General features: G+C 37.6%; 24 protein-coding genes and 2 tRNA genes. 13 read left to right on the forward strand and 13 right to left on the reverse strand.

What is annotated here, in order from left to right:
• The first annotated feature begins 29 nt into the window (after positions 1-29).
• The gene (locus tag NLF99_RS08260) at positions 30-755 is read left to right on the forward strand and encodes an MIP/aquaporin family protein (protein ID WP_254527684.1); all 726 of its coding nucleotides are present in this window, start codon (positions 30-32) and stop codon (positions 753-755) included.
• Between the two features lie 150 nt (positions 756-905).
• Here NLF99_RS08260 and NLF99_RS08265 read toward each other — a convergent pair whose 3' ends face one another.
• Positions 906-1,760 (reverse strand): mechanosensitive ion channel family protein, encoded by an 855-nt coding sequence (locus tag NLF99_RS08265; protein WP_254527685.1) that lies wholly within the window; start codon positions 1,758-1,760, stop codon positions 906-908.
• Between the two features lie 85 nt (positions 1,761-1,845).
• Here NLF99_RS08265 and NLF99_RS08270 point away from each other — a divergent pair, with 85 nt between their 5' ends.
• Entirely contained in the window at positions 1,846-3,018 is a 1,173-nt protein-coding gene (locus NLF99_RS08270; RefSeq protein ID WP_254527686.1) for a cysteine desulfurase family protein, read from the forward strand.
• 74 nt (positions 3,019-3,092) lie between these two features.
• Positions 3,093-3,419 carry an iron-sulfur cluster assembly accessory protein gene (locus NLF99_RS08275; protein WP_185212618.1) on the forward strand — a complete coding sequence of 109 codons (327 nt, stop codon included), beginning with the start codon at positions 3,093-3,095 and terminating at the stop codon, positions 3,417-3,419.
• 41 nt (positions 3,420-3,460) lie between these two features.
• Here the strand turns inward: NLF99_RS08275 and NLF99_RS08280 are convergent, their stop codons facing one another.
• From NLF99_RS08280 to NLF99_RS08290, 3 genes are read right to left on the reverse strand one after another with little or no spacing between them, the layout of a single operon-like run.
• Positions 3,461-4,522 (reverse strand): DUF3810 domain-containing protein, encoded by a 1,062-nt coding sequence (locus NLF99_RS08280; RefSeq protein ID WP_254527687.1) that lies wholly within the window; start codon positions 4,520-4,522, stop codon positions 3,461-3,463.
• A gap of 2 nt (positions 4,523-4,524) precedes the next feature.
• Positions 4,525-5,580: a nucleoid-associated protein gene (locus NLF99_RS08285; protein ID WP_254527688.1), complete on the reverse strand. Its 1,056-nt coding sequence runs from the start codon at positions 5,578-5,580 to the stop codon at positions 4,525-4,527.
• 6 nt (positions 5,581-5,586) lie between these two features.
• Entirely contained in the window at positions 5,587-6,498 is a 912-nt protein-coding gene (locus tag NLF99_RS08290) for a histone deacetylase (protein ID WP_308214529.1), read from the reverse strand.
• A 411-nt stretch (positions 6,499-6,909) separates the two neighbouring features.
• On the opposite strand from NLF99_RS08290, the gene NLF99_RS08295 reads away from it, so the two are divergent.
• The 3 genes from NLF99_RS08295 to NLF99_RS08305 are packed head-to-tail and all read left to right on the forward strand — an operon-like array spanning position 6,910 to position 8,650.
• Positions 6,910-7,236, forward strand: a complete 327-nt coding sequence (locus NLF99_RS08295) for a hypothetical protein (RefSeq protein ID WP_185212621.1) — start codon at positions 6,910-6,912, stop codon at positions 7,234-7,236.
• A 40-nt stretch (positions 7,237-7,276) separates the two neighbouring features.
• Positions 7,277-7,927 carry a TatD family hydrolase gene (locus tag NLF99_RS08300; RefSeq protein WP_254527689.1) on the forward strand — a complete coding sequence of 217 codons (651 nt, stop codon included), beginning with the start codon at positions 7,277-7,279 and terminating at the stop codon, positions 7,925-7,927.
• A gap of 3 nt (positions 7,928-7,930) precedes the next feature.
• The gene (locus NLF99_RS08305) at positions 7,931-8,650 is read left to right on the forward strand and encodes a ThiF family adenylyltransferase (protein ID WP_185212623.1); all 720 of its coding nucleotides are present in this window, start codon (positions 7,931-7,933) and stop codon (positions 8,648-8,650) included.
• Between the two features lie 125 nt (positions 8,651-8,775).
• On the opposite strand, the gene NLF99_RS08310 is transcribed toward NLF99_RS08305, so the two are convergent.
• The 7 genes from NLF99_RS08310 to NLF99_RS08340 all read right to left on the reverse strand — a co-directional run bounded on the left by NLF99_RS08310 (position 8,776) and on the right by NLF99_RS08340 (position 15,412).
• The gene (locus tag NLF99_RS08310; protein ID WP_254527690.1) at positions 8,776-10,047 is read right to left on the reverse strand and encodes a pitrilysin family protein; all 1,272 of its coding nucleotides are present in this window, start codon (positions 10,045-10,047) and stop codon (positions 8,776-8,778) included.
• Complete coding sequence (locus NLF99_RS08315; RefSeq protein WP_254527691.1) at positions 10,037-11,296, reverse strand: pitrilysin family protein; 1,260 nt, start codon at positions 11,294-11,296, stop codon at positions 10,037-10,039. The genes NLF99_RS08310 and NLF99_RS08315 overlap by 11 nt, the downstream gene beginning before the upstream one ends.
• A gap of 22 nt (positions 11,297-11,318) precedes the next feature.
• On the reverse strand, positions 11,319-12,215 hold the full coding sequence (gene hemF, locus NLF99_RS08320; RefSeq protein ID WP_185212626.1) for an oxygen-dependent coproporphyrinogen oxidase: 897 nt from the start codon (positions 12,213-12,215) through the stop codon (positions 11,319-11,321).
• A complete protein-coding gene (locus NLF99_RS08325) occupies positions 12,215-13,210 on the reverse strand; it encodes an NAD(P)H-dependent glycerol-3-phosphate dehydrogenase (RefSeq protein ID WP_262890807.1) in 996 nt (331 codons plus the stop codon). Before NLF99_RS08325 ends, hemF begins: the two co-directional genes overlap by 1 nt.
• A 191-nt stretch (positions 13,211-13,401) precedes the next feature.
• Entirely contained in the window at positions 13,402-13,863 is a 462-nt protein-coding gene (locus NLF99_RS08330; protein WP_254527692.1) for a GyrI-like domain-containing protein, read from the reverse strand.
• A gap of 68 nt (positions 13,864-13,931) precedes the next feature.
• Complete coding sequence (locus NLF99_RS08335; protein ID WP_254527693.1) at positions 13,932-14,870, reverse strand: alpha/beta fold hydrolase; 939 nt, start codon at positions 14,868-14,870, stop codon at positions 13,932-13,934.
• 89 nt (positions 14,871-14,959) lie between these two features.
• A complete protein-coding gene (locus tag NLF99_RS08340; protein WP_254527694.1) occupies positions 14,960-15,412 on the reverse strand; it encodes a GNAT family N-acetyltransferase in 453 nt (150 codons plus the stop codon).
• Positions 15,413-15,892: 480 nt separating this feature from the next.
• On the opposite strand from NLF99_RS08340, the gene NLF99_RS08345 reads away from it, so the two are divergent.
• Positions 15,893-16,303 (forward strand): hypothetical protein, encoded by a 411-nt coding sequence (locus tag NLF99_RS08345; protein WP_254527695.1) that lies wholly within the window; start codon positions 15,893-15,895, stop codon positions 16,301-16,303.
• A 60-nt stretch (positions 16,304-16,363) separates the two neighbouring features.
• Here the strand turns inward: NLF99_RS08345 and NLF99_RS08350 are convergent, their stop codons facing one another.
• Positions 16,364-17,173 (reverse strand): hypothetical protein, encoded by an 810-nt coding sequence (locus NLF99_RS08350; RefSeq protein WP_254527696.1) that lies wholly within the window; start codon positions 17,171-17,173, stop codon positions 16,364-16,366.
• Positions 17,174-17,685: 512 nt separating this feature from the next.
• Here NLF99_RS08350 and NLF99_RS08355 point away from each other — a divergent pair.
• Together NLF99_RS08355 and NLF99_RS08360 are read left to right on the forward strand one after the other, a co-directional pair.
• On the forward strand, positions 17,686-17,964 hold the full coding sequence (locus NLF99_RS08355) for a hypothetical protein (protein WP_254527697.1): 279 nt from the start codon (positions 17,686-17,688) through the stop codon (positions 17,962-17,964).
• A 902-nt stretch (positions 17,965-18,866) separates the two neighbouring features.
• Complete coding sequence (locus NLF99_RS08360) at positions 18,867-19,679, forward strand: hypothetical protein (RefSeq protein WP_254527699.1); 813 nt, start codon at positions 18,867-18,869, stop codon at positions 19,677-19,679.
• A gap of 887 nt (positions 19,680-20,566) precedes the next feature.
• On the opposite strand, the gene NLF99_RS08365 is transcribed toward NLF99_RS08360, so the two are convergent.
• Positions 20,567-20,651: transfer RNA gene (locus NLF99_RS08365), tRNA-Ser, on the reverse strand.
• Between the two features lie 286 nt (positions 20,652-20,937).
• Here NLF99_RS08365 and NLF99_RS08370 point away from each other — a divergent pair.
• From NLF99_RS08370 to NLF99_RS08385, 4 genes are all read left to right on the forward strand, one after another.
• Positions 20,938-21,011: transfer RNA gene (locus NLF99_RS08370), tRNA-Arg, on the forward strand.
• Between the two features lie 1,584 nt (positions 21,012-22,595).
• Positions 22,596-23,303, forward strand: a complete 708-nt coding sequence (locus NLF99_RS08375; protein ID WP_254527701.1) for a hypothetical protein — start codon at positions 22,596-22,598, stop codon at positions 23,301-23,303.
• 12 nt (positions 23,304-23,315) lie between these two features.
• The gene (locus NLF99_RS08380) at positions 23,316-24,191 is read left to right on the forward strand and encodes a nucleotidyltransferase domain-containing protein (protein ID WP_254527703.1); all 876 of its coding nucleotides are present in this window, start codon (positions 23,316-23,318) and stop codon (positions 24,189-24,191) included.
• A gap of 69 nt (positions 24,192-24,260) precedes the next feature.
• Positions 24,261-24,962, forward strand: coding sequence for a VIT family protein (locus NLF99_RS08385; protein WP_185218300.1), 702 nt, complete (start codon positions 24,261-24,263; stop codon positions 24,960-24,962).
• The last annotated feature ends 121 nt before the right edge of the window (positions 24,963-25,083 follow it).

Consider the following 25,083-nt stretch of genomic DNA (forward strand, 5'->3'; position numbering starts at 1 on the left):
TTGAAAACATATTACTATAAAACCTAAAAATGACACCATTTATAGCTGAACTTGTTGGCACCGCCGTAATGATTCTCCTGGGAGGCGGGGTTGTTGCCAATGTCGTATTGAACAAAACTAAAGGAAATGATTCGGGATGGATCGTGATCACAACCGCCTGGGCATTGGCTGTATTTGTAGGGGTCAGCATTGCCGCTCCCTTTTCAGGAGCCCACTTGAACTGCGCTGTAACCATTGCGAACTTGGCATTGGGCAAATTGGACCTTGCTACTTCCCTATCTTACATTGCTGCTCAGTTTTTGGGTGCTATGATCGGGGCAACTGTGGTATGGTTGGTCTATAAGAGTCATTTTGATGCTACGGAAGACCCTGCTGCAAAGCAAGCTGTATTCTGTACAGAACCTGCCATCAGGAACCTGCCCATCAACCTGATCTCTGAGGTTGTGGGAACCTTTGTTCTGATCTTCACTATCCTCCATTTTACGGATGCCAAGCTTTCGGATGATTCTGTGGTAGGTTTGGGTTCTATTGGGGCAATTCCTGTTGCTTTTTTGGTGTGGGTGATCGGACTCTCTCTAGGTGGAACAACGGGTTATGCGATCAACCCTGCCAGGGATTTAGGTCCAAGGATCGTACATGCCATCCTTCCGATAAGAAATAAAGCTGGATTTGATGCTGGTTATGCTTGGGTGCCTGTTCTTGGTCCAATTATTGGAGCATTATTAGCTGTAGGTTTGAATTTATTGATTCACTAAAAAAAATATGAAAAAGGGATTCTTTAGGATTTTGAACAAAATCAACCAGAAAGTACTTCCAAAGTATAGTAAGGAGGACCCTTCTAAACTAAGTAAGCTACAACAGGCTGTTGTAGCTTACCGATATTATGTTTTGATTAACTCAATGGATTAGGAAACGGCCTTGTCCTTTTCTTCGTCGCCTGGAGTTTCATCTATGACCTTCACTATATTGGAAGGGAATATTACATTCTTTCCATCTAAAACATTCTTGATTTCCTCGCTTATCTGGTTTTTCGTTGCCCAGAATACTTCGCGGTTCGCCCAAGCCCTTACCACCAAACTGATTCCTGATTCCTTTAAGTCACCCACGATGACCTCTTTCTTCGGTGCATCCAAAATACGTTCATCAGTATTTAATACCGAAAGGATTGCTTCACGAGCCACTTTGATGTTCGTATCATAGGAAACAACGAAAGTGAACTGCATTCTTCGCGCGGTGATCTTTGTATAATTCTTAATGACCGAATTCGCTAAGGTTCCGTTAGGACTAAATACGCGGATTCCGTCATCATCAATAATGGTGGTATACAATAGATCAATCCTTTCCACAGAGCCAGAAGAACCATTGGCACTGGATATATAATCGCCCACATCAAATTGTCTGAACACCAAGATCAGCACCCCACCTGCAAAGTTTGACAAGCTTCCCTGCAAGGCCATACCAACCGCTAGACCGAAGGCTGATAATGCAGCGATAAAGGAGGTGGTTTCAATCCCCATGGTATTAGCTACCGTCAGGATCAACAAGGCATACATCGCAAATTTTAAAAGGCTCTTGATAAAGGAGCGGATTGAAATATCAACATCTTTTTTGACAAAGCGCTTATCGATAAATTTCAGGACGAACTTTATGATGTAACGGCCTACAATTAAGATGAAAAAACCAACGGCTATACTCGGGATTTTAAGAAGGATTACGTCGAACAACTTCTCTAAGCTTGATTCTAAATTTGCAAAGTTCATTTTCTTGCTGTGATAATTTAGCCCAAAAATAAAAAAATAGTCTTTTATTCAGCTGATGGCTTAATATTTTAAATAACTTTAACATATGGACTACTGCTATTTTGATAATAATGCCACAACGAAGATAGACAATCAGGTCTTTGAAGCCATGCTCCCCTATTTAAAGGACTCCTACGGAAATGCTTCCAGCATACAGCATAAATTAGGGAGACAAGCCAATCATGCTGTAGAAAAGGCTCGTTTACAGGTCGCAGAATTATTGAATGTAAACCCTAAGGAAATTTATTTCAGCTCGGGATCTACAGAATCCATTAACACCGTAATCAAGGGAATCAGCAAAGCCTATCAATCCAAAGGCAACCATATCATCACTTCCAGTGCGGAGCATAAAGCTGTATTGAGCAGTTGTCACGCTGTGGAGAAAGAAGGTATGCAGGTTAGCTACCTCAAGGTGAACAAATTTGGAGTTATCGATTTGGAAGAATTAAAGAACGCGATCACAGACAAAACAGTTTTGATAAGCATTATGGCAGCCAATAATGAAACCGGAGTTCTTCAACCTATTGAAGAGATTGCCAAGATCTGTTTAGAAAACGATGTTCTTTTTTTCTGTGATGCCACCCAATGGATTGGAAAGCTGCCATTGGACCTCAGTAAGATACCTATCGATATTATCTGTTTGAGTGCCCACAAGATCCATGGACCGAAGGGAATTGGCGCATTATATATCCGCAGGAAGACGAAACCTACCCAGATCCCAGCCTTGATTGTAGGAGGAAAACAGGAATCAGGCTTTCGTGGCGGAACCTATGCTGTCCATCAAATTGTAGGCTTGGGAGAGGCAGCGAAACAGGTAGATTTCGACCATGATAAAGTGGAAGAGGTAAGAAATTACTTTGAAAAAAGGCTTCTAGAAGAGATTGAGGAGAGCGAAATCAAAACACTGGGAAGCAACAGATTACCCAACAGCAGCAATATACATATCAAACATGTAAAGGCAACAGAATTAATGACCAAACTTCCAACCATAGCTATTTCCTCTGGGTCGGCATGTGTCTCTGGAGATCGAGATCCTTCTCATGTTTTAAAGGCCATGGGCTATACCGATGACGAAGCCTATTGCAGCCTTCGCTTCAGCTTTAGCAAATACAATAGCAAGGCACAAATAGATTATGCGATTCCTCTCATTAAGGCCGCCTGTGAAAGCATTAGGAAGGATTCACCAATTTGGGAGATGTACAAGGAAGGATTAATTTGACAGAAGAAAGATGATTGAAATCATATTTCATATTTGTTTTATGTATTTTTGTAGAATTATTTAAAGGAGAAAGCATGGTTACCGTTACTGATAAAGCAAAAGAACGTATAAGCGCAATTATTAAGGAAGAGAACTACGATAACACTTATTTCGTACGTGTTGCTGTGGAAAGTGGTGGTTGCTCAGGACTATCTTACAAATTGAACTTCGACAATGAAGAGAAAAAAGGAGATCAGTTCTTCGAGGACAATGGAGTAAAGATTTGTTTAGATATCAAATCTTACCTTTATTTAGCCGGAACAGAATTGGATTACTCTGATGGTCTGACAGGTAAAGGATTTGAATTCCATAATCCAAACGCTTCAAGAACTTGTGCATGCGGAGAAAGTTTCTCTGTATAGGAAAAGATAAAATCGATAATAGGCTAGCTGGTTCAGCTAGCCTATTTTATTTCCCAGGCAATGATCAACCTACTGACCATTCCATATCTTGCCATCCCTTCGATCTGATTGTTATGTTTCAAATATTGGTTGTAAAACAAGCCTGATATATCCGATATCCAACCGGTATAGCGCAGCCAATAATCTTGGTCTTCCTTGATATCAGCTTTTACTAGTGGGGAAAGCTGCTCCTTATAGGTCTCGAACTTTACTTTATCGACCAGATATAAGGTCCTAAGCAGGTAGGTAACACTTTCATAATAGGCCGCATATTGATACCAAGGATCTGCATGGTCCTTCAGCTTAACAAAAGCGATAAAATTACATTCGTCTTCAAATCCAATCCCCATCTGATGGGATAGTTCATGGGCAACCGTGAAAGGATAGCTCGTTTTTGGCATCTCAGCATTGACATGAGCCTCATTGCTGAATGGATTGAAATAACCCGACACTCCAAAATACGAAGCCATAGGACCAATCAATGGGGTCTTAATCTCGACCTGCGACTTACTGAGCATAGGAAATGTTTGATCAGTTAACATCAATTCCTGAATCTGCCCAGCTGCCTTATCCCTATCCTGATCTGTAATATTTATCTGTTCCCGAAGCCCATTTGCCTTGGCAATATGGGCCTCCAGTACCGATAGATGGTCTTCTAGCTTTATGGTATCAACTTTTATATCCAATTGCTTACTGATGGGTATCCTATAATAGTTCAATGCCCAAGCAGCATAAAAGAAGATATAGAAAGTCAAGAGTTGGCCAATAAACCTTAAAAATCGTTTTCCTGACTGAGCATATTGCTTTTTGAAGAGCAAAACAATGGCTTTTATGAGTGTCCATGCAAGAAGGATAAAGATAAAAGCATAGATCAGGTCTCCGATACTAAAGGGTAACCAGCCAAAAAGAAATTTGGGGATATAAGCGTAAATGGGGTAGAAACCACGGCTATAAGCAGTTTCTACCCAACTCGAGTTTGATTGAAAGATCTGCAAGGCCAATATCAGCAAAATACAGATGCCTATCCATTTGTAATACTGCTTATTTGACTTAGGTCTTGCCATGACTAATCTTCGTTTTCGAAATACAGTTTATAATAATTCATTCCCTTATCCTCATCATAACCCTTTTCAAGGAGCTCACGCTTGCCATGCACGTAGATATGGAAGTTTTTATCCAGTTTAAGGACGGATTTATAGCTGCTTGCCATTTTCTTCACTGCTGGAGCAGCAATATCGAAGTTCGATTGGAAAGGAGTTTCAAACTCATCCTCAAAATTGCTCTTATAATCCTTGAATAGAGAAATAGCATCAGGGTTACCGATTACCTCTTCGTTGAACTCATCCTCCACAAAGGTTTCCTTTGTCTTGAAATAGTTCATGGAACGGTTCATCAGGTCAATTTTATCTGCTTTGTCCATATCAAAAACCTCATCTATCTTATCGTTGACAAAGTTCTTGTAGACTTTCATCAGGTTCCCGGTCTGTTGGTAGTTATCATTTCTGGTCTTCAGTTTTAAGAAATCATCCTTCCAGTACACCGCTTCAGAACCATTGGTCTGGTCCACACAGAGCACTTTATAGCCTTCCTCCTCTTCAACATTCACGATGACCACCCCTTTATCAAGTTTATTGATATTGATTGCTTTTTCTTCGTAATTCACCCCTAAGCCTGAAGCTTCGGTATAAACTTTCAGATAAGCCTCCTTATTTTCCGATTTAAAGATCCCTATAGCCTTATGCTCCTCTCCTTCCAATTGCACATTATCCAGAGCTACAACATACAGCTCTCCAGATTTGATCTTGGGATGTTCGGTTACTTCATACAGGAACTTAGCAATGGATTTTGAATACTCCACGAATCCCAATTCTCCTTTGAAATACTGTCTTGAAAAGTAAAAAACCTCATTTAGATCCAAGGTATCGTTAGGATGGTAGAATCGATAGACCTCATTCGCCTTAGCAAATGGTTTCATAAAATATTGCATCAACAGGTCTGCTAATATCTCATCAGATTTAACATCAACTTCTTCCTCAGATAAGGTAAAATACTCGTCTTGGCTTTTATTTCCTACATGATGGATTATCAGGTTCAGGAAACTAGCATCTTGGTGAAAAAACATAATTTTTTATAAATCGTAAATATCTATGGCAGTCCTATAGGTGTTGACATGAGCATTGACGATATCCTTGATGTGAACAGAATATCCGCCGCCCATACTCACTTCAACTGGGACTTTAAACTTCTTGCAATTTTGAAAGACAATCGCATCTCTCTGGCGGCAACCTTCCATGCTCAGGTTAAATTTTCCGAGCTTGTCAGTCGCCAATACATCGACACCTGACTGAAAATACACAAAATCAGGTTCAACTTTATTAAATAATTCGGGAATACTATCTGCTAATATGGAAAGGTATTCTTCATCTTCGACAGCATCGTGCAATGCGATGTCATAATGAGATTTCTCTTTTTTGAAAGGAAAATTCTTCTCACCGTGGATTGAAAAGGTAATGATATCGGGATGGTCTTCAAAGATATGGGCAGTTCCATTGCCTTGATGAACATCCAGGTCGATAATCAATATCTTCTTTGCCAGCCCTTCATGATACAGATAGGCGGCAGCTACTGCCTGGTCATTGAGCAGGCAGAATCCTTCGCCGAAGTCCCTTCCGGCATGATGGGTACCTCCGGCGGTATTGAATGACACAGCATTTTTCAGGGCTTCCAGGGAAGCCTTAATGGTTCCATCAATCAGATACCTTTCTCGCGCAACCAGCGATTCCGTCATAGGAAAACCAATCCGACGGACCATCTTCGGATCTAAGGTCAGGTTCAATAAAGCGTCAGTATATTGCTTGTCATGGGCTAGGTAGATGATTTCCTTATCAACCAATTCAGGTTCAAAGAAGGAATCTCTACCCACCAAACCTTCATAAATCAATTGCTCGGGAATCAGCTCATATTTCATCATCGGAAAGCGATGTCCTTCCGGCAAAGGTTGTATATAAGCAGTATGATGGGCGATTTTTAGCAATTTCAAGATTTTGAAACGAAGATATGCAATCCTTAAGCAAAATTAAATCCCTGCTTAAAATTCTTCCCATCTATTGTTATTATCAACACATTACCTTAACTTTAATACAACACTTAGTTAGCTGAATCTCATTTAGTTACTAAAATGTTTGACCATTATAAACAATTTATCATCAGGAGGTAATATGTTCAACAAGAAAAACAACTCCTCAAAAAATGAGTCCCAGTCGTCTGGGAAGCATCCTTTTATCAAAAATCTGAAGGCTAAACTGATAGCTGAAAGAAAGAAGGATATCATGAAGTTGATTATGGAGGACCTTAGGCACAATAATTTTGTTTTTAGTAATAATTAACCCATTATAAAAACGAAATAACGCGATTTCTGTTATACAGGTAGATACCTAGACAATGTAGCATTATGGTAATAGACATTAATTCTCTATTAGGAGCAGAAATCATAAAAACAGAAGAAGACTCCAAGTCGCAGACACTATTCGTAACCTTACTGCTGGATGATGATGCCGGCCATCATGGTCATGAGCGGAAAATGAAATTTGATCAGGTCACCCACTACTCACGCTCTGAAATTGCCCACGAAGGCTATCCAGTAATCCTCGAGATTTCAGAAACAGTCCCTGAAATCGAAAAGAATTTCGACAATGACCACAATCGCAAACGTTTTAAAATAGATACAACATCGGGAATTATCATCCTTGAATTTGAACGGGTAGAAATAATGGAGTAGTTTTTGCCAAAAATATCATTAGTTTAGAATCAAAATCTATATGTTGCTGATCGATATCCATACCCATAAACATGCAGAACCTGATCCGGGAGTCCTCACGCTGCCCAATGTCATTGTTTCCAAAGAGTCTATCTACAGAAAACCCTGCAGCGCAGGGATCCATCCATGGTATATAGATGAGAATTTTAATCTGCAGTTTGAAACCTTGCTGCGCTATCAGGCTCAAGAAGGAGTGATCGCCGTTGGTGAATGTGGTTTAGATAAATTGGCCTCTACTCCTTGGGAGAAGCAGGTCATGGCTTTCGAAAAACAGATCGAATTAGCCAATGAAATCAACAAGCCCCTTATTATCCATTGTGTCCGAGCCTATTCGGAAGTATTCAGTGCCTTGACCGCAAAACACAATCATGTTCCCGTCATGATGCATGGCTATGCAAAAAACTGGGCATTGGCAGAAACCCTCCTGAAAAATGGCTATTACCTATCATTGGGCCCACACATCTTACAGGGCGGAATGCTGGAGGTAATCCGCAATATCCCTCTCGATCGTGTTTTCTTAGAATGTGACGATAAGAATGCAAAAATCTCTGAAATTTATGCTTATTTTTGCCGCGCCAGAAAACTGCCTTTGCAGGAACTGGAGCAGCAGATCTTGCTGAATTTCAAGAAGGTTTTTAATTATAGTATATAAAGAATGATGGATATATCATGGCTTTCTCGTACCGAAGCACTTGTCGGTAGAGAAGCTCTGGAGAAATTGGCTAACTCCCATGTCATGGTACTTGGTCTTGGCGGTGTAGGTTCCTTTGCCGCTGAATTTATTGCACGGTCTGGTGTTGGAAAGATGACCATTATCGATGGAGATACGGTCGATCCCAGCAATAGAAACAGGCAGTTACCAGCCTTGGCAACCAATCATGGCCAAGCAAAGGCTGAGATCATGAAAGAAAGGCTATTGGCTATCAATCCTGAATTGGAACTTAATGTGGTGCAAGAGTTTATTCTGCCACAGAGCATCCCCGGTCTATTGGACTTAAAACCCGATTACTGCGTAGAAGCTATTGACAGCATCACGCCTAAATTGTTTTTCATTCGCTTGGCATTGGATGCCCAGGTACCATTTGTAAGTTCCATGGGTGCTGGTGGCAAGGTCGACCCAACTAAAATCCGAGTAGCCGATATTGGCAGTACCTTCAACTGTAAGCTTGCACAGCATATCCGCAAAAAACTCAAAAAACACGGCATAAAAAAAGGAGTCAAAGTTGTTTTCTCAACCGAACTCCCAGATAAAGAATCTTTACTGTACACCGATGGCAGCAATTTCAAAAAATCTGCCTACGGAACCATGTCCTACCTACCAGCAGCATTTGGTGGCACTTTAGCCTCCGTAGCAATCAGGGATTTAATGGCTTAAAATAGTATTTAGTATCAAGTATTTAGTATTTAGACCCTTTCAACCGTCTAAATACTAAATGCAACAAAAACCAAATAGCATTAAGACTCTTGTCTAACTACTAAATACTAACTACTAAATACTTCTTAACCAACAACCACCTTCACCATATCATCAACTCCCAAATAATTCTGGGCAATATCTTGAACTTGGTCGGCGTTGATATTACGCACGATATTGCTGTAATAGGTGTAATAATCAAGGTCTAATCCTGAAAAATAGACAGACTTGAATTTATCGACATGCGAAAATATAGATTCCAAGCTTCCTAGCATTGCCCCTAGCATATAGTTCCGCACCAATTCCAATTCTTCTTTGCTCACCTTTTCATCCTGCAATCTCCTGGACTCCAACTCGATCTGTTTCAAGGTATCTTCTGTGTATGCAGAACCAACATCAGTGACGATGGAAATAAAACCAGCATGGCTTAGGTTGGCCACCAACGAACCAACACTGTAGGTATAGCCTTTATCCTCACGGATATTGCTCATCAATCTGGAACCAAAGAAACCACCAAACAACGTGTTTACAAACTGCAACGCCGGATAATCCGCATGCGAACGCTTGATTCCAATCTTTCCTAGGCGGATGGACGATTGCAATGCTCCAGGTTTATCGACCTTAAGCAACTCCATATTATGTTCTGCCTTTTGGATAAATGGCGAATGATTGATCTGAACATCCCCTTGCCATTGATCTTCAAAGTAATTCCGAAAACTGAACAAGACCTCCGGAGTAATATTTCCCGAAAGGAACAATGTCGCGTTTTTAGGTTGAATCTGCTGTCTGTACAATCTTGCAATATCCTCCCTATCCAATCCCTTTAACAATTCATCCGTTACCGATTGTCCATAACGGGTGGAACCGAACAAGCTATCATAAAAGCGACGACGAGCGATAAAATCAGTTTTCTCCAATGAAATCTGCAGACTTTGACTGTTGTTCCTCACATAGGTTTGCAATTCCTGTTCTGGGATGATGGAGTTATTCAGGATATCATTGACTATGGGCAGGACCGCATCAATATGCTTACCCAATGAATAAAGCGTCAGGGCATTATAGTCAAAACTGAATTCAGGAACCAGATAAGCCCCGTAAAAATCAATCTTCTCTGCAATTTGGGCACTGTTCAATGAACTCGTCCCTTCCTTCAACATAGAGCTCAGAGCGGTGTTCCTAACCGGATTTTCAAAACCTTCAAAGAGATTATTGAAAACGAACTCGGCCTTTACCAGCTCCTGTTCCGGCGCATGGAACACAAAAACCTTCAGCCCATTGGAAAAATTGATTTCCTCTGGTCGCTCAAGGTTGATATCGCCAATTCCATTAATCGATGGTGCATGTATTCTATTCAGCATGTTCAGCCTCCTTACTTCTTGCATTGTACATTAATGTAGATGAGTTATCTCGTTGAAAGGTCTCCTGAGATACTCGCATGATATCTTCGGCAGTTATGTTCAAATATTTTTCTACTTCTTGATTATATAGTTCAGCATCCCCAAGCAATTCATAATATGCCAGGTTCATCGCCTTATCTAAGATCGATAGTTCAGCAAAGACCATGGTTGATTCAATCTTGTTCTTTACTTTGGTCAGTTCCTCCACAGAAACCAATTCCGATTTCAATTTATCCAGCTCCTCCCAGATTGCTTTCTCAGCATCCTGAAGGGAGACTTTTTCAACCGGCTTGCCCTCCACAACGATAAGGTTGCTATCCAAGCTACCCAGCACATATGCATTGATCTCGCTGAATAATTTGCGGTCCTTTACCAATCTCCTGTAGAGTCTAGAGGAGCTTCCTCTTGCCAGCACATCCGTGATCAGATCAACCACCTGATAGTTGGGATCTAGCCGATCTACCGAATGGAAAGCGATGTAAATACTGCTCACCGGAACATCCGCGGTTACTTCTTCCAGGCGGGCCGCTGTTTGCTTAGGCTCTTGTGGAAGGTTTCTATCATTGGCTTCCCCAACCGGAATATCAGCGAACCATTTTTTTGCCAATGCCTTGATGTCCTCTAACTTTACGTTACCGGTAATGGCTACAATGGCATTATTAGGGGTGTAGAACTTCTTAAAGAAAGCCTTTACATCCTCCATTTTGGCATCCTCGATATGCTTGACTTCCTTCCCTATGGTAGCCCATTTATAAGGGTGCACCTTATAAGCCAAATCCCTCAGCTTCAGCCAAACATCACCATAAGGTTGATTCAGATAACGCTGCTTGAATTCTTCGATCACTACATTGCGCTGAACCTCCAAGCCCTGCTCATTAAATGCCAAGCCCATCATACGATCCGATTCCAACCAAAAGGCAGTTTCAATATTGTTTGCGGGTAAGGTGATATAGTAATTGGTGATATCGTTTGAGGTAAACGCATTATTTTCACCGCCAACTCTCTGTAAAGGTTGATCGTAGTTCGGAATATTTACTGAACCACTGAACATAAGGTGCTCAAACAGATGGGCGAAGCCAGTTTTGTCTTCCTGCTCATCCCGTGCCCCTACATTATACAAAATGTTCATGCAAGCCATAGGACTATGAGGGTCCTCATGGACAAGCACTTTCAATCCATTCTCAAGAATGAATCTTTCAAATTTTATCATTGAATCTGAATTTCAATAAACACTAAACCCAGTTAATCCCCTTTTTCAATAGGGACAAAGTTTTTTCTTCTTTAGAATCTTGTTCGGTTTGGAAATTATAGAACCAATTCGCTTGTTCTGGCAAGCTCATCAATATGGATTCAATCCTTCCATTGGTCTCTAAGCCAAATTTAGTACCTGCATCATATACCAAGTTAAATTCCACATAACGGCCTCTCCTCAGTAACTGCCAGTTCTTTTCAGCTTCTGTAAATTGTTTATTTCGGCTTCTGTTTACTAATTCACTATATACTTTCGGGAAAAGATGGCCAAGATCACATGAAAAGTCAAAGATTTCCTGATCAGAGATACCTGCCTTTTCAGGAGTCAATTTATCGTAAAATATACCACCGATCCCTCTGGTTTCATCCCTATGCTTGATAAAGAAATACTGGTCAGCCCAATCCTTGAACTTAGGATAGAATTCCGATGAATACTGATCACAGACTTTCTTCAGTTCCTGATGGAAATAAGTAGCATCGGTTTCATCCACATAATGCGGAGTCAGGTCAATACCACCACCAAACCAACGTATATTTTCATTCAATTCGAAATACCGGATGTTCATATGGATAATCGGCACCCATGGATTATTGGGGTGGATCACAATGGAAACACCTGTAGCAAAGAATTCATCTTCATCTACGCCAAATGCTTTCTTGATCTGCTCAGGAAGCTTTCCATGTACAGCAGAGAAATTTACCCCACCTTTTTCCAATATATTTCCATGTTGGATGATACGGGTCCTTCCTCCACCTCCACCTTCACGTTCCCACAGTTCTTCCTCAAAACGAGCCTTTCCATCCAATGCCTCTAGCGCTTGGGTGATCTCGTCTTGAATCTCTTTATATTTTTCAGCGATTTGATCTTTATTAATCATTACGTCAGTTTATCCGATAATGCTTTCACAGCTAATGTAGCTGATTGATTTTTGTATAAAATATTGTAAACGGTGTTGCAGATTGGCATATCCAATTGATGGTTCAAGATAATATCTTGGATACAATCAGAAGCAAAATATCCCTCTGCCACCATATTCATTTCCATCTGTGCAGATTTCACACTGTAGCCCTTGCCGATCATGGTACCGAAGGTCCTATTGCGGCTGAATTGCGAATAGGCTGTCACCAATAGATCCCCTAAATAGGCCGATTGATTGATTTCCCTTTTCTGCGGATCGATAGCATTGACGAAATACTCCATTTCACGGATAGCATTGGATATCAATACCGCCTGAAAGTTATCGCCATAACCTAGACCATGGCAGATACCACAAGCCAATGCATATATATTTTTAAGGACAGCGCCATATTCTACGCCCAACATATCATTGGACACCACTGTTTTTATATAATGGTTTTGAAAAAATTGAGCAACAACAGCAGCATTTGCAGTGTTTTTCGAAGCAAAGGTCAGGTACGAAAGTTTTTCAAGCGATACCTCCTCCGCATGGCAAGGACCACCTACAACAACCGTATCCTCCAATGGCACCTCGAATTTCTTGTTCAAAAACTCGCCGACGATCATTTTTATGGATGGCACAATTCCTTTGATGGCGGATACCAGAAGTTTATCCTTGAAATCATCAGGTTGAAGATCCTGCAAGGCGTCTTCAAGATAAGCTGCTGGAGTATTCAGAATAATGATATCCGAATTTTGGAATACTTCCTTTGGATCAGAGAACAAACTGATATGGTCCAATTTAACTTCAACAGCACTTAAGTAAGATGGATTATGATGGTATTGCTCTATATAATCAATATCTTCCTGCTTGCGAACCCACCAATTGATATGTTTAGTCTGTTGGTTATCTGTCAACATTTTGATCATTGCAGTAGCCCAACTTCCACTACCTATAACTCCAATTTTTGCCAAAAGTTCCCTCCTTTATTTGTATGAAAAACAAAGATACCAATAAAAGCCCGTTGCTAATGTAAAATAAAGCTTGATTTTACCGCTTATACCTTAAAGGCTGGCCCATCAATCCAAAAATAAAACGATGCAGAAATCAAAAAAAGCCACCAATGGCAGCTTTCCTATTAAGAATTTCTTTAACTAATCTACAATTAACGCACGGAAACAAAGATTTCAAGGGATGGTACCTCGGCTTGGCAAGTTTCAGCAGAGTAGACTTCAAAATCCGCTCTATATGCTCTGTCCAGATCAGAAGCCCAGATTTTTTCCCAAGCTCCATAAATGGCAGGACCTGAAATATCACCTTCCACAATGGTCTTTTCATAATTCGAGGCCGGAATCTCTTTCCCGACCATATCCACAGGAACCTCATCCAAGGAACTCACCCTGCACCCCAATAAGGTTAGATAAGGATGTTGATAGTCACTTTCATAATCTGTGTAGATACAATAAACAGTGTCATCGATTCGATTAGGAATTTTAGAATCCAATCGTTCCCCTGCAAATTTTGCCCAAAGTGCAGGAATATCCTGTGCCGCTGACCCATCGGTGTTACAGGTTGTGACAGCAATGCCAATCACATAAAACCTTTCAATATGTTCTCTACTCATCATTTTTCGCATTTATTTAGGACAAAGAAAAACAAAGCTATGACAACAGCCTGTCAGCATCATCCCCAAACTCAAATCTTGATTAATAACCAGTCCAATATTTTCTGATAAACATCCTTCTTTACATCCTCATTCAATAGTTCATGCCTCATTTTTGGATAAAGCTGATACTTGACATCCTTGCTCCCATGTTCGACCAACTCCTCAGCAGATTTTTTCACCCCTTTCCCAAAATCACCAATCGGATCGTCCTCACCACTCAAAAACAGAACCGATAGCTCTTTTGGAATCTTTTTGACCCATCCGTTCCCACTGCCCCACAATGTCACCTGCGCCGCTCCATAAAAAGCATTGTCCGTAAAGTCTATCCCACAGTATTCATCAGTAAGGTAATTATCACGATTCTCCAAGTTTAGGCTCAACCAATTTAGATCCTCATGGTTGGGCTCATCCTTAAACTTCCTGTTATTGATCTGGGCAAACTTATCGTTCATAAAACTGGACCTGGAATTTGGAGCTACTCGATTAAGAACTCCCAAAAACTTCGTGCCCAGGGAGCTTCCCTTCATTGCATGTCCCGAACCGATCAGGACGGCTCCCCTAAATTCTTCCCCTATCTCCTGAATGACATTCCTCGAGATAAAGGAACCTAAAGAATGTCCTATAATGAAATGAGGCTGATCTTTGTACTGCGAATTCAAGAACTTCGACATGCCTATAGCTACCTGAATCAAAAACTCCCCAGGTTTGCTTTCATGGAAGAAACCTAATTCTTCTTTATCCTTGGCAGTTTGTCCATGACCAGGATGGTCATAGGTTAGGACTGCAAATCCGTTTTTCGAAAGAAAGGTAGCAAATTCATCGTATCGACCGCTGTGCTCCTGCATACCGTGCAGGACAATGATGCTGCCGAATATTTTGTCGGAGCTAGGAAGATATGAGTTGTAAAAGACGTCGAGGGTTGTGCCTTCAAAGGAAATGGAATGAGTTCCGGATTTTTTAATAGCCATGTTTAAAGTTAAAGATTTGGAGAGAGGAAAGGAAATGGGTAGGTTATAATTTAAACAGATTGACAGATAATTTTATAGATACTGTATTGTTAATCAGCTAATTTCATCCTTAACAGAGGGTAGTTTCTTCCTTGGTCGTCCTTATCAGTTCTTTCAAATATTTCAAACCCAAACCTATGATAAAACTTCACTGCTTTTGAGTTCTGCTCATTTACATCTACTTTGTCTGCATTTAGTTTTTTGACTGCGAAATGTAATAATTTCTGTCCCAGCCCTTGTCCGAAATATTTAGGGTCTAAAAAGAGCATTTCAATTTTCATATCCGCAACACCAATAAAACCTAATATTACTTTTCCATTTACTAAACAAAAAACCTGAAAATCATTGAAATTAATTGTACTGACTAATTCCTTAATTTCTTTAAAATCATTTGGGGTCAAGAAATCGTGTGTCGCAAGAACTGATTTTTCCCAAACAGTCAAAACTTGTTGCTTATATGCATCGGAATATTTAATAATTTCAAAGCTCTCAGAAGGCATCATGCTAATATATTTATTGATTGCTGTTGCAAAATTAAATAAAATATCAACTGTATCTAATGATGTGATCGCTTTAGGGAAAGGATTAAAAAACGTTGTGACAACTGAAAGCCAAATGCATTCTCTAATTGCAAAATTGAACGCCTAAACAGCCTTTACATGATATTTTCAAAATGAAGCTGAAAATTAGATAGCCTCTAGGCAAACCCCGCCCGGCAAAAGGTTCGATCCCTTGAACCTTTGACAGTTAACTACACAGTACCACGTGTAAATGTAGGAGCTAAAAGGAAATCAAAAGCCAAAAATTAATTATTCATATTTAATTATTCGTTTAGACAGACCACATGTTGTCTTTTTTAGTTATTTTAAAAACTATACTTTTTATTAACCAAACTTTTTATTTATGAGAACGATATTTTTCTATTCGGTATTCTACTTTCAAAAATAAATGTATTTGCTCAAAGGGTTAGTTTAAATCAATTGTTGGAAATACAAGATGAATCCGTTGTAATTGCTGAAGATTTACTATACAAAATGGGATTTCAATTTTCTCCATCTTCTAAGTTAGGTGAATATGATAGTTTTGATTTTATAAAGAATTCAAAAAATGATGTTTCTTATATGGGAATATCCAAAAAGGTTTTTGAAGATTATAATATTTCAACTACATTTTTCACGCTATATAGAACTGATTATAATCTTATCAAACAAGAGTTAACATCTTTAGGTTTTAAACATACCGAAACAGAAAGTGTAGATAGTACCACAACTCATTATTATAAAAAAGGTGATACTATCATTGAATTAAGTTATAATTATTATGAGCAAGCTGAAATCTTTCAGTATTTCATCAATATAACTAGCGAAAGTGGTTTTAGATATTATATGTTATGAAATAGGAAATGATTTATTATTAATATAGATTATATAAGATAGAATGCTACCCATAATAAATTAGGCTTTTTTATTACTTATTTTTAACCAATCCTCAAGCCTGATTTCTTTTACATTGTCTTCAGCTTTATAATTATTTATTATATTAACTATTTCTTCTTCATTTAGATGTTTAGAATTATTCAATGGTTTTATTAAATAATGTTTAACGTTCTGAATGGTAACAATCAATTCTACTTCATCTTCTACCGATTTATAATTATTCCTATTAGAAACAAAATAGTTCAAATTATTTAAGAATGAGAAAAAATCTCTACCTAAACTATTAAAAACTATTAACCTTAATAAGTTCATATCAATAACATCAAAGCCATCTTGGTATATAAGCTTATTTATTACATTGAAATGTAAATCAATTTTGGATAAAAGAGTCTCAATTTGAGTCAAGTGAATTTTAAGAAATTCAAGAGATATTTCCCTTTCTCCTAACTGATTATTTATAGATAAAATATCTAGGTAATTATTATCTTGTTTCAATTCTGTGACTAATGCGATCAATAAATCAGTTCCCCTTTGTAATTTATTGGAAATAATATTATTATTAACTTCATCTTGTTGGTTCTGTAAAGCATCTTTTTGGAATAATAAAGTTTTATAAAGTAATAAAACACTTATCAGACCGATAAACGAACCAACAACACCACCAAAAAAATCACCCACATTTCCGGTAGCTTGAATATTAAGTTCCCCCTTCAGCAAGAAATAATTTCCACATAAGGAGGTTAAGAATATTATTGATATTAATCCTGCAATAATAGATACTATAATTATTACCGTATCAATAGTCTGATATTTATTTTTAGCTTTCATTAGCTTTATTTTTTGTTAAATAATAGGGTTGAAATATCTAATATAAAAAATAAACCTATTGATTATTGTATGTCCTAGAGAATTGGATTCTAATTGTGTTTGTTCATTGTATCGTACTTTTCCCCAATATGGACTTTTTACTTATCATTGGTATTTTCATCGGAATAGTCGTTATAACTGCCTTAATGAGAGCTAAAAAAACAATATACCAATCAGGTCTAAACAATTACCTGACACCTTTGGTTAAGGTGCTGATGATATGCTTGCGTTAATGGTCAGTCATATGTTTCAACTGCATTTTATGCCAATAGTACCATTACTTTAGATAGTTGCAGTTTTACCACAGCAGAATTGAAATCAATTATGGAAAATCTTGGTGATTTGACTGGACTGGATTTTTGGACATTCATAAAGGAGCGTTTGAGCGGAAATAACAAAAATTATTCAAAGCATGATGATAAGATAGGTGAAAAATTAATTATGTTTAAGGTCTAATCAAACTAATTAAAGATATGAATCCAAAAAACAACGAACTTAACCGGGAAAATTTAAAAATAGTTTTAGGGAAACTTAAATCTGTCAAGACCCTAGATGAATTAAATGAATATTGTGATTTTAGTGTTGAAAATTTGTTCAACGGTTTAAGTAACCATACAGTTCAAAGTACTACACTAAGCGTTTTACCTGATAACATAACCTTTGAAGATGCTAAAAAGCAGAGAATAAATGAACTAACAAAACTAATTGATGAACTTGAAAAAAATAAAGAGTTTAAAACAGAAGAAGAATAAAAACAAAAAAAGGGATAACTGACTAAACTATCCCTTTTTTTATTTTGTTTTTTAAGCGTTCGTTCTCTAATTCCAACTGCTTTACATCATTTTCCATTCCTGAATTATCTGAACTTGGTATTTAATTCTTCTATCCATATTTAATTTCATTGCTATTCTTGTTTTTTTATTTCATAATGGTATCCCCCATGTTGGGGGATACCATTATTTTATGATAATTTTTTGTTGTTTAAGACGGTTTTAGACACTTTGTATCGTTCAGCTTTATGCCATTCTCAAAAGATAATCGATTCTAGGCTACCTTCTGAAGGTCTACATTAATATTTTGGTTGGCTATCAACTGCTGAAATCATGACATTCACAACCTTAATATTATTCTTTACCAGATAATCAAACATATATCAAAAATGAAAAAAACAAGTTTTATAAAAAATATAACCACAGGTATAGGTTATTTTTATAAAAAACAATGAAGTGGATACTTTATAACTTTTCCAAAAGATAACCGATTTTAGATCCTAATGGGAGTTTAATTTTCAAAGGTTTAACTCCTTGGTGGGTGGTTGGAGGCGCAACCCCTTCTATATTGACTATCCCAGTAACAGATCACTGTGAGGTTATTGAGATATTAGGAATATTGTTTATCTACGTAACAACCTCAACCAATTGAGATATTTCTATTTTATTTTAAAAGCCTAACCTTAGTTTCAATCCTGTTGAGATTTCAAGATTGAAATTAAGATTAAACATACTTGTGTTTATTACCTTATTGAGATAGTTTAAAACAATTGAGTTAAACATAATTGTTTCAAGTTTGAATACTTTAACTAATTAAGATAAAAATATCCGCACAGATTCCATATATCGATATATTTGCAACACAACAAACCAAACATTGAACTATGAACAAATACCTGAAATTCTCACTAATCACTATCACAGCCTTTATTGCATTCTTTTACGGCTATTACGAACTGTTCAACCAATATCTTGAATCCCCAACAAACAGCTTAGAAGCAAGCAACACCACCATACAGTTCATATTATTGATAACAGGCATAATCACAATCGTATTCCTGTATATCAACTATCAACAACAAAGAAATCAAATCAAGGTTCAGCAAAACGAACTGGAAAGCAACAGAAAGGATGTAGAATTCAACAGGGCAATAGATTTGATATACAAACAACTGGAAAGGACAAAACAACAACTCAATATTGGGTTTTCAGATTTAATGGACATAAGAAGCACAATCAAAGAAAACAATTTCTGCCTAGTAGAACATCACAGCCTTGTTGGAATCACCAAAAAATTCAAAGCAGAGCAAAATATCTATGAGACCATTTTAAAAAAATCAAGGCTAGATCCTGAAGACCGTAAATTCCTAATAAGGCTGATATATGAAAACCTTTTCAATGAAACCAAAACCTTCATAAGTATGTTCAATCAAGATTTCAAGAAAGAACTGGAAAGAGAAGGTAAATATGAAGAAATAAAGGAAATATTTATTGGAAGAAGGATTGAAGCATTAAGGAAAACACCCGACTTTGCAAACGCCTCAACAAAAAACATCTTAAAGTATATCGACAATGAAGAAATCAAAACCCTTGAATCTACCTATACACAGCACCAACAAGACTGCAAGTCTATGGTTAATATCTATGAGCTGTTAAGAAAGAACAATGTACCAATACCTGATTCCATATTTCAATAAAATCAAACTGAACATTGTTCTGTTTTGTCATATATTTATTAAATAATATTCTGTTTAATATTCCTTAAGGTATGGGTTTATATACGGTTTATTGATGCGGTTTGATAAAAATAGGTGTTTTTTGACCTTTGATGTGTTGTAAAAACAATATGTTAGCAAAACACAACAGGTTGGTATATAGAGAATTAATCAAGTATTAAGCAAAATTTTAGTAAATGTCGCTGTCTATGCCCCGACAAAGTGAACTAACCAATCAACCTTACCAATCACCGCGACAGAATCATTCACAGAAGTCTTGTAAAAAACTATCTCAACCGCATCCAAATCATTTAATAAAAAATAAAATAGTCTCAACAGTAATCTATAACAACCACCTTATTACAATCCAAATAAACAGTGCCAAAACTGTGTCTAAAGTTTAAACTAATTAGTTTAAAATATCTAATCTTCAAAGCTATCAATAATCAATTTCGAATTTCATAATTTGAATGGGGCATAATAATAAATCTAATAACTGTACTTTCAAAGGGAATGGTGATATGAATTTGAAAATTTGAATGGGGAATAATTATGAATATGATAATTTGAAAACTAAAATAAAAATGTGCTCTGTTGAAGCAAATAGTATTAGGAAATGATATTGAAAATCAGTAATTCTATTGCTTTAACGTTCATTAAAAAAGGGATTCGAGTACTGGATCACCTGAACCCCATGTGATGATTTAATCATCATTCTAATGACTACACGGAGAGTGAGGGATTGGTTCAGCCCCACATGCCCCCAGCGCAAACCCTGAACCCCCTGCGGGTCGAACCCAGGCCAACACAAGGTTCGATCCCTCACCTACGCAAAAAAGCCTTCATCTATTCGATGAAGGCTTTTTGTGCGGAGAGTGAGGGATTCGAACCCCCGAACCTGTGACAGTTAACGGTTTTCAAGACCGCCGCATTCGACCACTCTGCCAACTCTCCGCGACAAAAGTACAAATTCTGACTTGATCTCCAAATAAAAAATGAAAATAATATGGTTTAAAATCCCCTTTATAGCCTAATTAAGCTGATTTTTAACCCATTAGAGCAGGAAATTATTTTATCCAATGCAGTATTTTTTATTGCACATTAATAATATAGAGGAAAGGCCGGCGAAATATTAAAAATATGTACTTGGAAGGCAATTAGTTAATGATTATTCAAGTAAAAAAAGCGATTTTATTTTGCTTTTATCAAGCAAATACCTACTTTTGCTTCACAAAATCAGGCGCCAATAGCTCAGCTGGATAGAGCAACGGTTTTCTAAACCGTAGGTCTTAGGTTCGAACCCTAATTGGCGTACTTAAAAGCTCTCTTCTTAGAGAGCTTTTCTGTTTTCTAATAGTCCAGAATATTTTCACCCAACATTATATCTCATTTTATTACCAGCATCCCTCCTACCATAACCCAATCTTCAATTGAAATAGTTTACTCATCTTACGATTCGTAATGACAAACCCAGCTATTTATAATAAAAATAGATTCTTCGTTAACACTCTGAATCCCTCTCAAGTACATGTTAGATTATGAACGATCAGTGAGGAATCTGCTCGGTTCTCCTTCCCAACCCTGTCATCCTTTACCGAAGGTAAAGGAACTGTACGCCAATGCAATTATTGTTTGCATGGTCCCGAAAATCATCGTGCCTCAGGTGGTCACTGGCAAAGAAAGGCAAAACCTCCCTCCTCGTTAAAAAATGTTAATCCGAATTGCCAAATATAAGATAGGCACAGGCTTTGTGTTTTTATAGTACAAACAGAGTAAAAGAGTAATGAGTAAATAATTTCATAATTTAGGTTAATAATTGGTTAGTAAAAAAAATCCTAAGCTTCCCCAGCTTAGGATTTTTGTTTTGGGGATAATCTTAACCTCATTCGAGACACATTCGGAATTTTCGCAAAATGTTTAAAATAATATTCAATGTATCCTCGGGCAATCTTCAATGAATTTCAAAGGATTTCTCGAATATGTCTCGAATGAGACCCGAAGGAAAGTAAGCTATGTTCAACTATACATTGAATAGAATTTTGGAAAAGAATGTCAGGAAAACTGACCAAATCTAACCCATCCAACAGCTTGTTTCTTGAATAGTAGATTTACTCCTAATCCCGCTTGAAAGGCTTTCAAACTAAATTTCCGTTAAAAAATGTTAATCCACATTACCAAATATAAGATAGGCATAGGCTTTGCGTTTAATATAGTACAAACAGAGTAAAAGAGTAAAGAGTAAATAATTTCATAATTTAGGTTAATAATTGGTTAGTTATAAAAATCCTAAGCTTCCCCGGCTTAGGATTTTTTTATGTGCTGTATTTTCTTTCAACCAAAACACAGTATTAACTGTTTAATAAGCATGTTAGAGGATAAAAATTTTAGAAACACATGGATTTGGATCATTGTCTTGATTATTTCATTGATCGTTATATATTTCATTTGGCAATTCCTATTCTCCTCTGTTGCAGAGGTTTCAGAAGAATTTCCCAAATAATATTGGTGCATTTGAAGGATGCTTGTATTTCTTAAACCATTCCCCGTCAGGAAATGAAAACTGTAGGTAGCCGTTAAACAATTCCATGGTACATTTATTTGCTTGGTCAAATTATCTTATTTACCTTGAATATAAAATATAAACCTATGCAGATTCCAATTAAAAATCCTTCCCAATATCTTGGAATACTAATAGCTGCGCTATATGGTTTATTAATTAGATTTTTAGTTGAGGAAGATTCTATTATTTTTTCGAATAATGTCTATAATATTTCCTTCATTTTCATAACCCCTGCTATTATTGGAATTATCCCAATACTATTCCTGCAGAACAACGTTTATAAAAATGATTTCAAAACATTTTTATATCCGATAATTTCGGTTTTCCTTTTTTTATTATTGGCAATCGTTACAAAATTAGAAGACCTCTTTTGCGTATTCATTATTGGCCTACCCTATTTTTTGATCACGGGCACGGTGGGATTTATTTCTGGGATCTTGTTGAAAAGAAAGGAGAAAAAGAAGAAGTTATTTACTTTGGTCTTTCTTCCTTTGTTCTTTCTCCCAATTGAAAAGTCATTTCCTGACAGAACCCAGGATTACAAAGTTTCATATAGTACAATTATCAATAAGAGTCAGGAATACATTTTCCCAAACCTTGTGGAGGTCCCTCATTTGACAGACAAAGAGTATAAGGAAGGTTTTTTTCAGTTTATCGGAATCCCTCGACCTATTGAATCTAATTTATTTCAGGAAAACGGAACCCAATATAGAATAGGACAGTTTACAGACGGCTTAGCGCTCTACGAAACCATAGAAAAACAGGTTGAAAATCAGTTTGTCAGTTATAAAATTGATATTGAAAAATCTCAATTACGAGATAGACCTACCGATAAACATATTCTTCAGGGAAATAACTTTGAGTTTGTAAATATATATTACAACCTATCGCCTATTTCATCAGATCAAACCAAGGTTACCTTATCCTGTGACTATAAGATTACCTCTAAAATGAATTTCTATGCTAATTTTTGGGCCAAACTGGTCATCAAAGATTTTGAAACAAGATTGCTGGAAGCTATTAAGGTCAAGTTGGAAATGCAATAAAATGCTTAATTTATGGGTATGAATCTACCTCCTGAAAAACAAAAAATATTTGATGCAATCTGCGAGGATCTGGAAAAAGTGGAACATGTATCGGCTGTGGTTTTAGGCGGTTCCTATGCCACAGGAAGGGAAAATGCAGATTCTGACATCGATATTGGGATTTATTACCATGAGAACAATCCGTTTGACATCAAAGAAATTGAATCGATTGCAAAGAAATATGCCAAGGACAATATTCCTACAGTTACCGACTTTTATGAATGGGGGCCTTGGGTGAATGGTGGTGCTTGGATACAGACTGAAGCAGGGAAGATCGATTTCCTTTACCGCAATATCAACCAGGTAAGGAGAACGATTCAGGATGCAATGGAAGGTATTTGGGAAAATCACTATGAACAGCAACCTCCATATGGGTTTACTTCTTTGTTTTATCTGGCGGAGATTGAAGCCTGCAAGGCCGTATTCGACCCTCAAAATGTAATACAATATCTGAAATCATTGGTCAAGATATATCCTGAACCGCTAAAGAACAAAATCATCCAAGAATCCCTTTGGGCTGCAGAATTCAGCATCATCAATACTAATGGGTTCGCGAAGAGCAATGATTACTACAATACCTTTGGTTGCTTTACCCGAACATTGAAAGCTATTGTCCAAGCCCTCTTTGCCATCAATGAAATTTATCCAATCTCAGATAAAAAAGCCTTAGAGATCTTAGAAAAAGCAGATCAGAAACCTAAGGATTTGACCAAGAAGGTAGAGTCGATCTTGAAAGCAAAAGGCTCCTTAACGGATAGCCTCATGCAATTGAACAGCTTATTTCAGGAAGTTGTTCAACTTTCGGGAAATCAATATACTCCCCTATTTAGTTTTAAGAATGGATTATAACCTAGATAAAGGCGAATAATCTTTTAGGATTAATTTCCTTACATTACAGTATCTAAATAACTGATAACCATGACAACAATCGACAAATATTTAGAGACCCATTATATACATCGAAGCAATTGGTTAAGGGCTGCTGTCTTGGGTGCCAATGATGGAATTATTTCTGTCGCCAGCTTAGCCATCGGGGTCGCAACAGCAAGTAGCAGCAGGGATCCTATTTTGCTGGCAACCGTTGCCAGTATGGTCGCTGGAGCATTGTCCATGGCAGCGGGGGAATATGTTTCGGTTTCATCGCAAACCGATATCGAAAGGGCTGATATTAAGAGAGAAGCGAAGGAACTTGCTGAAATGCCTGAGCTGGAACTTCAGATGTTGGCAAAGATCTATGAAGAACGCGGATTGAAAAAGGAAACTGCCATGCTGGTGGCCAGGGAAATGACGGAGCACGATGCTTTGGCTGCGCACATCCGCGATGAACTTGGGATAACCGATATCAATCAGGCTAATCCAATCCAAGCTGCTTTGGCTTCTGGTGCCGCTTTTACCGCAGGTGGTTTACTTCCCCTACTGGTAGTAATCTTTGCTCCCGTTGACTATATGGTATATTCCCTATATGGATTCACCATTATTTCATTGGTCATCCTCGGAGCCGTTTCTGCAAAGACCGGCGGTGCAAAACCTTTGAAACCTATGATCAGGATCGTTATTTGGGGAACTATCGCGATGGCTCTATCTGCATTGGTGGGATACATTTTTGGCGTGAATGTATAATGAAAAAACATGATTCCAAATCACGCTATTACTTAGTATGCATATTACTTAACAGATAATCGACCATGGTAATTAAATACACGGCGCTATTAAAATTAATTTTATTATCAGGATAAAGAAA

This window comes from Sphingobacterium sp. LZ11T8 (assembly GCF_024261425.1).
Classification (GTDB): domain Bacteria; phylum Bacteroidota; class Bacteroidia; order Sphingobacteriales; family Sphingobacteriaceae; genus Sphingobacterium.

Excerpts from the sequence above, each read along its gene's own strand:
- NLF99_RS08260 (WP_254527684.1), top strand. The coding sequence starts at position 30 with ATGACACCATTTATAGCTGAACTTGTTGGCACCGCCGTAATGATTCTC.
- NLF99_RS08265 (WP_254527685.1), bottom strand. The coding sequence starts at position 1,760 with ATGAACTTTGCAAATTTAGAATCAAGCTTAGAGAAGTTGTTCGACGTA.
- NLF99_RS08270 (WP_254527686.1), top strand. The coding sequence starts at position 1,846 with ATGGACTACTGCTATTTTGATAATAATGCCACAACGAAGATAGACAAT.
- NLF99_RS08275 (WP_185212618.1), top strand. The coding sequence starts at position 3,093 with ATGGTTACCGTTACTGATAAAGCAAAAGAACGTATAAGCGCAATTATT.
- NLF99_RS08280 (WP_254527687.1), bottom strand. The coding sequence starts at position 4,522 with ATGGCAAGACCTAAGTCAAATAAGCAGTATTACAAATGGATAGGCATC.
- NLF99_RS08285 (WP_254527688.1), bottom strand. The coding sequence starts at position 5,580 with ATGTTTTTTCACCAAGATGCTAGTTTCCTGAACCTGATAATCCATCAT.
- NLF99_RS08295 (WP_185212621.1), top strand. The coding sequence starts at position 6,910 with ATGGTAATAGACATTAATTCTCTATTAGGAGCAGAAATCATAAAAACA.
- NLF99_RS08300 (WP_254527689.1), top strand. The coding sequence starts at position 7,277 with ATGTTGCTGATCGATATCCATACCCATAAACATGCAGAACCTGATCCG.
- NLF99_RS08305 (WP_185212623.1), top strand. The coding sequence starts at position 7,931 with ATGATGGATATATCATGGCTTTCTCGTACCGAAGCACTTGTCGGTAGA.
- NLF99_RS08310 (WP_254527690.1), bottom strand. The coding sequence starts at position 10,047 with ATGCTGAATAGAATACATGCACCATCGATTAATGGAATTGGCGATATC.
- NLF99_RS08315 (WP_254527691.1), bottom strand. The coding sequence starts at position 11,296 with ATGATAAAATTTGAAAGATTCATTCTTGAGAATGGATTGAAAGTGCTT.
- hemF (WP_185212626.1), bottom strand. The coding sequence starts at position 12,215 with ATGATTAATAAAGATCAAATCGCTGAAAAATATAAAGAGATTCAAGAC.
- NLF99_RS08330 (WP_254527692.1), bottom strand. The coding sequence starts at position 13,863 with ATGATGAGTAGAGAACATATTGAAAGGTTTTATGTGATTGGCATTGCT.
- NLF99_RS08335 (WP_254527693.1), bottom strand. The coding sequence starts at position 14,870 with ATGGCTATTAAAAAATCCGGAACTCATTCCATTTCCTTTGAAGGCACA.
- NLF99_RS08340 (WP_254527694.1), bottom strand. The coding sequence starts at position 15,412 with ATGATGCCTTCTGAGAGCTTTGAAATTATTAAATATTCCGATGCATAT.
- NLF99_RS08350 (WP_254527696.1), bottom strand. The coding sequence starts at position 17,173 with ATGAAAGCTAAAAATAAATATCAGACTATTGATACGGTAATAATTATA.
- NLF99_RS08355 (WP_254527697.1), top strand. The coding sequence starts at position 17,686 with ATGAATCCAAAAAACAACGAACTTAACCGGGAAAATTTAAAAATAGTT.
- NLF99_RS08360 (WP_254527699.1), top strand. The coding sequence starts at position 18,867 with ATGAACAAATACCTGAAATTCTCACTAATCACTATCACAGCCTTTATT.
- NLF99_RS08380 (WP_254527703.1), top strand. The coding sequence starts at position 23,316 with ATGGGTATGAATCTACCTCCTGAAAAACAAAAAATATTTGATGCAATC.
- NLF99_RS08385 (WP_185218300.1), top strand. The coding sequence starts at position 24,261 with ATGACAACAATCGACAAATATTTAGAGACCCATTATATACATCGAAGC.